We start from the raw sequence: 11,343 nt of genomic DNA on the forward strand, positions 1-11,343 counted from the left end.
GCCTCTGCCTCTCCGGCGCCGCTAGCGCCAGGAGACCGCGCCAGCCAGGCCGGCGCGGGCCCGACCGCCGACCCGGGGCCCGCCCCGGCCGCCGCACCCGCGCCCGCGGAGACCACCGAACCCCTGACCGCGACTGAGAGGGACGCCTAGTGCCGCATTCGACGAAGCAGAGCGCCGGCCTCGACTGGCTGCTCGACGAGTTGGTGGAACGGGTACCGGCGGCCCGGGAGGCGGTGGTGCTCTCCGCGGACGGGCTGCTGCTCGGCTCCTCGGCCGAGCTGGAGCGTTCCGACGCCGAGCACCTCTGCGCCCTCGCCGCCGGCTTCTCCAGCCTGGCTCGGGGCGCGAGCCGGCACGTGGACGGTGGCCCGGTCCGGCAGACCGTGGTGGAGATGGAGTCGGCGTACCTCTTCGTCACCGCCGCCGGGCAGGGCGCCTGCCTGGCCGTGGTGAGCGACGCCGACGCGGACATCGGCCTGGTCGCGTACGAGATGGCGATGCTGGTGATCCGGGTTGGGGAGAACCTCACCGCGGCGGCCCGACCGTCGGCGGGTGCCGGTGATGCGAGCTGAGCCGCCCGGGCCGCAGCACGAGTGGCTGGACGGCGACGCCGGCCCGGTAGTGCGCCCGTACACCCTCACCGGCGGCCGGGTACGCTCCGCCGTCGATGGGTTCGACCTCGTCGCGTTTGTACTGGCCGGGTCGGATCTCGACCCGGCGGCCGACCCGCGGCTGCTCCCGGAGCACCGGCGGCTGGTCGCGCTGGCCCACCGGCCGGTGTCGGTGGCCGAGCTGGCGGCCGAACTGGACCTGGCGGTCGGGGTGGTCCGGGTGCTGCTCGGTGACCTCCTCGCCCGGGGCCTGGTCGCGGTGCACGAGCCGCCGGGCGCCGGCCGCGTTCCCGACAACGACATCCTCAAGGCGGTGGTCAGTGGACTTCGTGCGCTATGACCATGCGGGCTCCGGGACCACCATCCCGCTGGCACTGAAGATCCTCATCGCCGGAGGCTTCGGGGCCGGTAAGACGACGCTGGTGAGCGCGCTGAGCGAGGTCCGGCCGTTGCAGACCGAGGAGGTGCTGACGGGCGCCGGGATCGGCACCGACGACATCTCCGGGGTGGAGGGGAAGTCGACCACCACGGTGGCGATGGACTTCGGCCGGATCACCATCAACGACGACCTCCAGGTCTACCTGTTCGGCACTCCCGGCCAGGACCGGTTCTGGTTCCTCTGGGACGAGCTGGCCTTCGGCGCGCTCGGCGCGGTGGTGCTCGCCGACACCCGGCGGCTGGCCGACTGCTTCCCGTCCATCGACTACTTCGAGCAGCGGGGCATCCCGTTCGTGGTGGGCGTGAACTGCTTCGACGACTCCCGGCGGTTCAACCTGGAGACCGTACGCCGGGCGCTCGACCTCGACCCGGACGTGCCGATGGTGCTGTGCGACGCGCGGGACCGGCAGTCCGGCAAACTGGTGTTGATCTCCCTGGTCGAGCACGTGGCCCGGCAACGCGGCGAGCCCGTGCCGGCCGCCTGAGTCGTCGGTCGCCGACTGCCGGGCGGCAGCGGCTGGGCCTCGGCGGCGCCGATCCGGGCCCGGAAAGCGGGTTAACGGACCGGCGTCGCGGGCAGCCTCTGGTTGGATCGACGCAGGATGCCGGCGGAGGGGTTGGACGTGAGTGGTCAGGTCGAGGTCGTCCACATCGGGGGTTACACCGCGCAGAGCGGCGGGCGGGGCAGCGGCATCGTCGCCGCCCGCCGTGACCCGGCCACCGGGGCGCTGACCCCGCTCGGCACGGTGGCGACCACCCCGTCGCCCTCGTTCCTGGCCCGGCACCCCACGCAGCCGGTGCTCTACGCGGTCAACGAGCTGACGGACGGGGAGGTCAGCGCCTGGCAGGTCGGCCCCGACGGCGCGCTGGATCCGCTCGGCACCTGGTCGACCGGCGGGGCGGAGCCCTGCCATCTCGCGGTGCTGCCCGACGGCGGCCACCTGGTGGCGGCCAACTACGGCGGCGGCAGCGTCGCGGTCTTCCCGCTCGACGCGCGGGGCGTGCCCGGTGAGCGCACCGACCTGGTGGTGCACGAGGGGCACGGCCCCGACCCGGAGCGCCAGGAGCGGGCGCACACCCACATGGTCTCGCCGGGGCCGGGCCGAGGGCCGCTGCTCGCGGTCGACCTCGGCACCGACTCGGTCTACCGGTACGACCTGGACGGCGCGAGCGGGCGGCTGGTGCCACGTGGTCCCCGGATCCGCACGGCGCCGGGCGTGGGGCCCCGGCACCTGGCCCGCCACCCCGACGGGCGGCGCTGCTATCTCGTCGGCGAGCTGGACGCCTCGGTCACCGCGTACGAGCTGACCGACGACGGTGCGCTGCACCAACGTGGTCGGATCGAGGCGAGCGAGCGGGCCGGCCATGTCCAGCCGTCGGAGGTCGCGGTCGCCCCGGACGGCCGGTTCCTCTACGTCGCCAACCGGGGTGTGGGCACCATCGCCGTCTTCGACCTGGCCGGTGAGCTGCCCGAGCTGGTGGCCGAAGTGGACACCGGCGGCGAGTGGCCCCGGCACTTCGCGCTGATCGGGGAGCACCTCTACGTCGCCGACGAGCGGGCGGACATGGTGCGGGTCTTCGGGCGGGACGCCGGCACCGGCGTACCGGCGCCGATCGGTGAGCCCGTGCCGGTGCCGAGCCCGACCTGCGTGCTGCCGTGGGCCGCGCAGCCGAGGGGCGAGACGCGAGGGTGACACCGGTTTGGCAACACCGTGGGTCCGTCTCGTGACTCTCCGTTGCTAAACAGCGATCAACTGTTTCTCCTCCGTAACTTTCGTCCGAACGGATGTGGCAGAGAAGGCACCTTGTACGCAAGATGGTCACCGTGTCAGCAGGCCGCCATCGCATGCGTTCGAAACTTCATCTAGCCGCCGCCGCCGCTACGGCGACGGTGCTCGTCGTCACGACCGGCGTCTGGTTCGGCTATCGGGAGCTGATCGAGCCCAGCTGTTCGGGGGAGATTCGGCTCGCCGTGGCAGTCGCCTCCGAGCTCGCGCCGGCGGTGGACGCCGCCGCGTCGCAATGGGTCAAGGAGGGCGCCGCGGTAGGCCCCACCTGCATCCGGGTGGACGTCTCCGCGTCCGACCCGGTCGACGTGGCCGCCGTGGTGGCGGCCAAACACGGTGCGGTCCTGGCCGGCGTCGGGCAGGCCAGCGGCACCGCCGTCACCCCGGACGTCTGGGTGCCGGACTCCTCGACCTGGCTGCTGCGGTTGAAGAAGGACGCCACGGCGTTCGCTCCGACCAACAGCGCCTCCATCGCGCGCAGTCCCGTCGTCGTGGCGATGCCCGAGCCGGTGGCCGGCCGGCTGGGCTGGCCCAAGAAGAAGTTCACCTGGACGGACCTGTTCAAGCAGGTCAACAACCCGGGCACCCCGCTCCGCACCGGAATCGTCGAGCCGACCCGGGACGCGGCCGGCCTGTCCGGCCTGCTCTCGCTGACCGCGGCGGCCAGCGCCGCCGGTGGCGACGCTCAACGCAACACCGTCGGCGCCCTGCGGGCCCTGGCCACGGGGCGTTCCTCGCTCCGCAACGACCTGCTGGCCCGGTTCCCGACCGCCAAGGACCCGACGTCCATCGCCAGCGGCCTCGGCGCGGCGGCACTGTCCGAAGAGGACGTGATCGCCTACAACAGCAAGGAGCCGCCGGTACGGCTCGCCGCGCTCTACATGGAGCCGGCGCCGATGCCGCTGGACTACCCGTACGCGGTGCTGCCCGGCATCGAGCCGACCAAGGCCTCGGCGGCCCGGGTGTTGTTCGAGGTGCTCACCACCAGCAAGTTCCGCGACCGGCTGGCGGCGCAGTCGCTGCGCGCGCCGGACGGCAACTGGGGCGCCGGCTTCAAGGCGCCGCAGGGCGCGCCGAGCCCGGCCGGTGGCGCCTCGACCGCGCCGGCCACCGGAGGCACCGCCGCGGGTGGCCTCGACCCGGCCGCGATACAGCGGGTCGTCTCCAGCTGGTCGATCGCCACCCAGTCCGGCCGGATGCTGGCCGTCATCGACGTCTCCGGCTCGATGAAGGAGAAGGTGCCCAGCGCCAACAACCGCAGCCGGGAGGAGGTCACCGTGGACGCGGCACGCCGCGGCCTCGGCCTCTTCGACGACTCCTGGTCGATCGGCCTGTGGACCTTCTCCACCAAGCTGGTCGGCAACCGGGACTACCGCCAGCTGATCCCCATCGGCCCGCTCTCCGCCCAGCGGGCCCAGTTGGAGGGCGCGCTCGGCGGCATCAAGCCCTCCGACGGCGGCACCGGCCTCTACGACACCACGCTGGCGGCGTACCAGGCGGTGCAGGAGAACTGGCAACCCGGCCGGGTCAACTCGATCGTGCTGTTCACCGACGGCAAGAACGAGGACGCCGACGGCATGAGCCAGGCCCAGTTGCTCGCCAAGCTGAAGCAGATCGCCGACCCGGAGCGGCCGGTCCAGGTGGTCATGATCGGTATCGGCGAGAGCGTCAGCAAGGCCGAGCTGGAGTCGATCACGAAGGTGACCGGTGGCGGCAGCTTCGTCACCAAGGACCCGAGCGAGATCGGCAACATCTTCCTCAACGCCATCGCGCTCCGCCCGCCCGCGCCGCGCTGATTCGAGGCACAGCCACGAAGGAGTCCGTCGTACCGCCGATCCGGTACGGCGGGCTCTTTCTCAGCAGTCCCTGATGGTTGAAGAAAAGTGACGGCAATACGTCGGAAGTAATCGGCGGTCATAGTTGTCAGGGCAGGATGGCGACGTGTTCCGGCATCGTCGGTCCGCCTCCGGTCCGACCCGTCGGCCGGGGCCGTCCTGGTCAGAGTGGGAGGGCCGGTGACCGCAGCGACACTGTCGACCCCCGCGAGCAGGTCGGGGAAGTCAGGCGGCCGTCCGGCCGGGCTGGTGACACGCGCCGACGAACGGTCCTACATCCGGGTGCTGGTGGTGCTGGACACCACCGTCCTCATCCTCGCGCTGCTCGTCGGATACGTGGCCCGGTTCGGCGACGACGAGCCCAGCGGCTCGAAGATCCCGTACGTGCTGGTGGCGCCGGGGCTGGTGCTGGCCTGGCTGGTCTCGCTCAAGGCACTCGGCTGCTACGACGACCGGGTCATCGGTTACGGGGCGGACGAGTACCGGCGGGTCAGCTCGGCCAGCCTGCGGCTGGCCGGCGCGATCGCGATCGCCGGGTACATCGCCGACGTCGGCGTCTCCCGAGGCTTCCTCGGCATCACCTTCGCGGTGGGCACCCTCGGGCTGGAAGTCGCCCGCTTCGCCGCCCGCAAGCGTCTGCACCGGGCCCGCTCACGTGGTGCCGGTTGGTCCCGCAAGGTGCTGGTGGTCGGCGACACCGCGCACGTGCTGGAGCTGGTGCACACGTTGCGTCGGGAGCCGTACGCCGGCTATCACGTGGTCGGCGCGTGCATCCCGGACGCGCTGCTGGCGCCGGTGGCGCAGCGGTTGGGCGACGTGCCGGTGGTCGGATCGTTCCGCGGCATCCCGGAGGCCGCCACCGCGATCGGCGCGGACACGGTCGCCGTCACGGCCTCCGGCGAGCTGACCGCCGCCCGGTTGCGCCGGCTCGGCTGGCAGCTGGAGGGGACCGGCGTCGACCTGGTCGTGGCGCCCGCGCTGACGGACGTGGCCGGCCCGCGGATCCACACCCGCCCGGTCGCCGGGCTGCCGCTGATCCACGTCGAGGCACCCGAGTTCCGCGGCGCACGGAAGCTGGTCAAGGGCTTCGTCGACCGGTCCGTCTCGTCGCTGGCGCTCGCGTTGCTGCTGCCGCTGATCGTGTTCATCGCGTTGGCCATCAAGCTGGACAGCCGGGGCCCGGTGCTGTTCCGGCAGACCCGGGTCGGTCGGGGCGGGCAGGAGTTCGGCGTGTACAAGTTCCGGACCATGGTGGTGAACGCCGACGCGCTGCTCGCCGAACTGGCCGCCCGCAACGAGACCGACGGCCTGATGTTCAAGATGCGCGACGACCCACGGGTCACCCGGGTCGGCCGGTTGCTGCGCAAGTGGTCGCTCGACGAGCTGCCACAACTGGTCAACGTGCTGCTGGGCCAGATGAGCCTGGTCGGGCCGCGCCCGCCGCTGCCCTCCGAGGTGGCCCGCTACGACGGCGACGTGGCCCGGCGGCTGCTGGTCAAGCCCGGTATGACCGGCCTGTGGCAGGTCAGCGGCCGGTCCGACCTGAGCTGGGAGGACGGCATCCGGCTCGATCTCTACTACGTGGAGAACTGGTCCCTCGCCGCCGACCTCACCATCCTCTGGAAGACCTTCGGCGCGGTGCTCAACAGTCGCGGCGCCTACTGATCACGGCCCCCTGTCGTCTCGGCCGGTAGCGGCTGCGGGCCGGTCCAGTCCAGGCAGACCACCACTGCGTCGTCGACCAGGTCACCGGCGACGAACGCGCGCAGGTCACCGATCAGCGACCGGACGGCGTCCAGCGACTCCATCGGGCCGGTCCGTCGCAGGAACCGGTCCAGCGCCGTCTCGCCGTAGCGCGTGTGCTGCCCGGTGGCCTCCACCACGCCGTCGCTGAGCACGAAGATCCGGTCGCCGCGCTCCAGCGGGAACCGCTGCTCGCGATAGTCGGTCGCCTCGAACATGCCGAGCGGGAACTGCGCCTCCAGAGGCTGCTCGGTGACCTTTCCCTCGCGCAGCAGAACCAGGCGGGGCGAGCCGGCGTCGACCACCGTCAGCACCCCCGAGCGCAGGTCCAGCTCCATCAGCAGCGCGGAGAGGTGCCGTTCACCCCGGTACTCGTCGTAGAGCGCCTGGTCGGCGAGGGCGGCCTGGTCGGCCAGGCGGAGCCCGGCCCGGCGGGCGTTGCGGAGCGCGTGGGTGGCCAGTGAGGTGAGCAGGGAGGCCGCGACACCCTCGCCGGTGCCGTTGATGGTGGACAACCAGAGCCGTTGCCCGTCGTCGGACCAGTCGAAGCTGTCGCCGCGCACCGTGTACGCCGGCTCCAACTGCCCGGCCAGGCTGAACGAGGGCCGGATCCGGCTGCGTCCCGGCAGCAGGTCCCACTGCATCTCCGCGGCCAGGGTGAGCCGCTGGCTGCGCCGCGCCGCGCGGTAGACGTCGGTGCCCGCGGAGACGGCGGCCAGCTCGTGCGCGAGCGCGGTGGCGATGTCGGCCAGCTCGCCGAGGAGGGCCGGGCCGTCCGGGACCGGCGCCAGTCGCAGCACGCCCCGGCGCTCGCCGCGCATGCTGACGGGGAGCCAGGCGGTGCCGTCGTCGACCACCGGCGACTGGTGGTCGAAGGCGCGCCAGGCGGGGTGCCCCGGACCGGTGACGGGGTCACGATCACCCTCGGTGAGGGGCAACAGCTCCGAGAGCCGGTAGTCGACCTGGTACAGCTCCGTCTCGGTGATCCCGTACGACCGGGCAAGAACGTCGCCGACACCGCCGACGAGGCGGTCGGCGGGTGTCTCGTTCAGGGTACGTCGTGCCCGATTGACCGGTTCGCTCATCACCACTCCCTTGATCAAAGCTCGACCACCAGTGGGTTCGGAGTAGTCTCGGGCCACCATGGCCGAACTGCACGGTCCGCCGGACCCCGAGACGAGTATGGCTGCCGCGTTGGATGCGGCGGCGGCTGCCCTGTTGACCGTATGGGAGTCGACCCGGGAGGGGACGGCCAACCGGGTGTCCGGAGCGCAGCTACGCGCTGTGATGGTGGTGGAGCAGTACGACGGGATCAACCTGCGTCGGCTCGCCTCCCGACTCGGCATGCTGCTCAGCTCCGCCAGCCGGCTCTGTGACCGGCTGGTCGCCGCCGGAATGCTGGAGCGTGAGCCGGGCCGTTTCGACCGGCGGGAGATCGCTCTGCACCTCACACCGGAGGCCCGCCGGCTCCTCGCCGAGCTGCGTGCCGACCGCCAGGCGCAACTCGCCGTGGTGCTGGCCGGGATGAGCCCCGCCGGTCGCACGGCGCTGCTGGACGGGATGCGGGAATTCGACGAGACCGCCCGCCGGCAGCAGGCGCAGACGTCGCCGCCGGGCGGGCCGGACGACCTGGACCGCCCCACCGGGCGGGCAGGCGACTGGTCGGACGAGCCGGAGCGGCCGGGACGGGCCGCGTGGACGGGCGCGTCGGGTGACGCCCAACGGACGGTGGGCACGGCCCGGGAGTCGGCGACCGGGGAACCTCCGGTGGCACGGAGCGCCTGACCCACCGGTCGGACCGCGCGCCTCGCACCCACGTCGAGCCGTCGGGGCCGCCGCTGCCGGTCACGCCGGGGGCGCCGCGCACACGGCCAGCATCGCGATGTCGTCGTGGGCCTGCCCGCCCTGCCATTCGTCGACCAACTGGAGCAGCCGGTCGACCAGCGCGGCCGGTGGCAGCCCGGCGGCCGAGGCGACCGCCGCGCGTAGCCGCTCCTCGCCGAACACCTCCACCTCGCGCGGGCCGCCGCGCGCCCCGGTCACCCCGTCGGTGTACGCGAGCAGCAGGTCGCCCGGGTCGAGGTGCACCCGCGTCTCGGCGAACCGGGCGGCGGCCAGCGCGCCGACCGGCATCCCGCCGACCGGGACCGGGGTGACCGCGCCGCCGGGAGTGACCAGCAGTGGCGCCGGGTGACCCCCGCCGGCGATCCGGACGTCCACCCCGGCCGGCCCGCGCTCCAGCGAGCCGAGCAGCAGGGTGGTGAACTGGCTGCGCCGCGCCGCGTCCGGCGCGTCGAACAGCGCCCGGTCGAGCAGCCCGATCAGCTCCAGCGGGCGTTGCTCGACCAGCCGGAGCGTCTGCAACGACTGGCGGACCCGGCCGGTCAGCACGGCCGCGCCGACGCCCTTGCCGCACACGTCGCCGAGCGCGAACAGGGCGCCGGTGCGGTGGGGGAAGACCTCGTAGAAGTCACCGCCGATGCGCAGGGTGTCCCCGGCCGCCCGGTAACCGCCGGCCAGGCTCACCCCGGGCACCGGGGGCAGCTCCGGCGGCAGCAGGCTGGCCTGCAGAACCCGGGCCAGGTGAGCCTGCTCGCCGTGCAGCTCGGCGGTGGCCAGCGCGGCACCGGCCCGGGCGCCGAACTCGCGGGCCAGCTCGATGTCGCGTGGGTCGAAGCCGGCCCGCCCGGCGCGGCGGATCAGCAGCAGGGCCCCGAACGGGCCGCCGGCACTGCGGATCGGGCTGACCAGCGCCGCGCCCGGTCGGCCGAACCCGGGCGGCAGCACGGAGGACAGGTCGGCGAGCTCGGTGTCCAGCCTCGGCTCGGTGAGCTCGCCGGCCAGCGCCTCGGTCAGCCCGGGCACGGTGTCGGTCAGCCCCGGCCCGGCCAGCCCGGTGGCGGGCGTCGGGTCGCTCTCGGCGTACCGGATCCAGCGGGGGCGCTGATCGGCCGGCGCCGGCGGGCGGTGCAGCACCACGGCGGCGTCGGCCAGGTACGGCACGGCGAGGGTCGCGGTGGCCCGCAGCGTCTGGTCCCGGTGCAGGGAGCGCCCCAGCCGGCTGCCGGCCTGGGCGAGGAAGGCGGTGCGGGAGCGTTCGGCCAGCAGCGCGTCGGTGCGGGCGTGTTCCTCGGTGACGTCCCGGACGTACCAGGCGTACCGCGCGCCGGCGAGCCGCCGTCGCACGCCGCGCAGTCGCCGGCCGCGATGCTCGACGTCGAAGCACTCGGCGTCGCCGGCGACCGCCCGGGCCAGCGCTCGCACCGGGCACCGGGACAGCTCGGTGCCGGCGGTGATCTCCGGGAGCAGCTCCGCCGCCATGGCGTTGACCAGGGTCACCCGGCCCGCCTCGTCGGTCGTCAGCACGGCCTCGGCGAGCCCGTCGAGCAACTCGCGGGCCAGCCGGGGGTCGGCCGGGAGCGGGTGGTGGGTGGGCTGCCCCGTCGGCGGGCGGGAGGAGACTCCATCACCGCTGACCGGACCGGCCATGCCGCCCCGTCGGGTCGTGGTCACCGCCCGACGCCGGCCCGCGTCTGACCTGTCGTGCGCATGCTGTTCGTGGACTCCTCGCCCGGGATCGTTGCCTGAGAGCAAGCGTAGCGAGCCCCTGCGACGGACGCCCGGTCAGCCGGAGCGGGCCAGCCAGCCGGCGGGTCGGGCGACGATCTGACGAACCACCGAGCCGGCCGAACCCACCGCGGCGGCCTCCGCGCCGAGCGTCGCCGGTCGGACCGTGACCGGCGACCACGCGGCGGTGAGCACCCGGCCGGCGATCTCGGCGAGCACCGGGGGGCACAGCCAGGGCGCCAGCGGGGCGTACCCGCCGCCGAGCACGACGGTGTCCAGGTCCAGCAGGTTGACCACGCCGGCCACCGCGACACCGAGCGCCGTCCCGGCGTCGTGCAGCGCCCGCAGCGCGCCGGCGTCACCGGCCTCGGCCAGCTCGGCCAGCCGTGCGGTCGCGGTGTCCGCGGGAAGTTCCGCCCGGGCCAGCCCGGCGGCGGCCACGATCGCCTCCTGGCCGGCGTACTGCTCCAGGCAGCCCTGCCCGCCACAGCGGCACGGACGGCCCTGCGGGTGGACCGGGAGGTGCCCGATCTCGCCGCTCCACCCGCGCACGCCGCGGAACAGCGCTCCGTTCAGCACGATGCCGGCGCCGATGCCGACCTCGCCGGAGATGTGCAGGAAGCTGGCCGGGCCGGGCGGGCGGGGGTGCAGCTCGCCGAGCGCGGCGAGGTTGGCCTCGTTGTCCACCACCAGCGCCGGTACGCCGGGCACCTGCTCGGTCAACGGGGGGTGCCCGGCGAGCAGCGCCGGCACCGGCACGTCGTGCCAGCCGAGGTTCGGCGCGAGCCGGACCAGCCCGGCGCCGTCCACCAGGCCCGGCACGGCGAGCGCCGCTCCGGCCAGGGTGAGGCCCTGCCGGGCGGCGTCCGCGCGGGCCTGCCCGGCCATCGCGACCAGTCGGGCGAGTGCCTCGGCGGGGGCGACCGGGCGCAGGTCGGCCCGGTGCACGGTGCGGTGCCGGACCTGGCCGGCGAGATCCACGACGCAGACCGCCAGGTAGTCGACGTTGATCTCCAGGCCGAGCCCGGCCGGCCCCTGGTCGGCCAGCACCAGACCCCGGGCCGGGCGGCCGGCGCCGGCTCGGGGCGCCGGGTCGGCCTCGTCGACCAGCTGGCCGGCGAGCAGGTCCTCGACCACCGCGGACACGGTGGCACGGGTCAGGCCGGTCGCTGTGGCCAGGTCGGCCCGGGACGGGGGACGGTCGGCGGCGGCGATCCGGCCGAGCACCAGGGCGAGGTTGAGCTCGCGGAGGCTGCCCTGTCGGACCGCGCCGGCCGGGGCGTTGGTGGGGCTCACCCCTTGACAGTGCCATAGGCCGCGCAAATAATTCAATCGTTGAACAAATAGTGGACGACCCCACCC

General features: G+C 73.9%; 10 protein-coding genes. 7 read left to right on the top strand and 3 right to left on the bottom strand.

Annotated features, from left to right (window positions below; translation table 11 throughout):
• Positions 1–149: 149 nt before the first annotated feature.
• The 6 genes from EAD98_RS28430 to EAD98_RS28455 all read left to right on the top strand — a co-directional run bounded on the left by EAD98_RS28430 (position 150) and on the right by EAD98_RS28455 (position 6,336).
• On the top strand, positions 150–572 hold the full coding sequence (locus EAD98_RS28430) for a roadblock/LC7 domain-containing protein (RefSeq protein WP_121657037.1): 423 nt from the start codon (positions 150–152) through the stop codon (positions 570–572).
• Complete coding sequence (locus tag EAD98_RS28435; protein ID WP_121657041.1) at positions 562–951, top strand: DUF742 domain-containing protein; 390 nt, start codon at positions 562–564, stop codon at positions 949–951. Before EAD98_RS28430 ends, EAD98_RS28435 begins: the two co-directional genes overlap by 11 nt.
• Positions 932–1,534, top strand: coding sequence for an ATP/GTP-binding protein (locus EAD98_RS28440; protein ID WP_089019271.1), 603 nt, complete (start codon positions 932–934; stop codon positions 1,532–1,534). The genes EAD98_RS28435 and EAD98_RS28440 overlap by 20 nt, the downstream gene beginning before the upstream one ends.
• Before the next feature lie 138 nt (positions 1,535–1,672).
• Positions 1,673–2,743, top strand: a complete 1,071-nt coding sequence (locus tag EAD98_RS28445) for a lactonase family protein (RefSeq protein WP_199723593.1) — start codon at positions 1,673–1,675, stop codon at positions 2,741–2,743.
• Between the two features lie 131 nt (positions 2,744–2,874).
• Positions 2,875–4,632, top strand: a complete 1,758-nt coding sequence (locus EAD98_RS28450; RefSeq protein ID WP_121657042.1) for a substrate-binding domain-containing protein — start codon at positions 2,875–2,877, stop codon at positions 4,630–4,632.
• A gap of 234 nt (positions 4,633–4,866) precedes the next feature.
• Positions 4,867–6,336 carry a sugar transferase gene (locus tag EAD98_RS28455; RefSeq protein WP_233579211.1) on the top strand — a complete coding sequence of 490 codons (1,470 nt, stop codon included), beginning with the start codon at positions 4,867–4,869 and terminating at the stop codon, positions 6,334–6,336.
• Here the strand turns inward: EAD98_RS28455 and EAD98_RS28460 are convergent.
• Positions 6,330–7,499: a PP2C family protein-serine/threonine phosphatase gene (locus EAD98_RS28460; RefSeq protein ID WP_121657043.1), complete on the bottom strand. Its 1,170-nt coding sequence runs from the start codon at positions 7,497–7,499 to the stop codon at positions 6,330–6,332. The two genes, EAD98_RS28455 and EAD98_RS28460, sit on opposite strands and share 7 nt — an antisense overlap.
• 58 nt (positions 7,500–7,557) lie before the next feature.
• Between EAD98_RS28460 and EAD98_RS28465 the strand changes: the two genes are divergently transcribed.
• Positions 7,558–8,199, top strand: a complete 642-nt coding sequence (locus EAD98_RS28465; protein ID WP_233584012.1) for a MarR family winged helix-turn-helix transcriptional regulator — start codon at positions 7,558–7,560, stop codon at positions 8,197–8,199.
• 60 nt (positions 8,200–8,259) lie between these two features.
• On the opposite strand, the gene EAD98_RS28470 is transcribed toward EAD98_RS28465, so the two are convergent.
• Complete coding sequence (locus EAD98_RS28470; RefSeq protein WP_199723594.1) at positions 8,260–9,927, bottom strand: PP2C family protein-serine/threonine phosphatase; 1,668 nt, start codon at positions 9,925–9,927, stop codon at positions 8,260–8,262.
• Positions 9,928–10,038: 111 nt separating this feature from the next.
• Positions 10,039–11,277, bottom strand: coding sequence for an ROK family transcriptional regulator (locus EAD98_RS28475; protein ID WP_199723595.1), 1,239 nt, complete (start codon positions 11,275–11,277; stop codon positions 10,039–10,041).
• Positions 11,278–11,343: the final 66 nt, after the last annotated feature.

Source organism: Micromonospora sp. CV4 (assembly GCF_003667455.1).
Taxonomy (GTDB): Bacteria; Actinomycetota; Actinomycetes; order Mycobacteriales; family Micromonosporaceae; genus Micromonospora.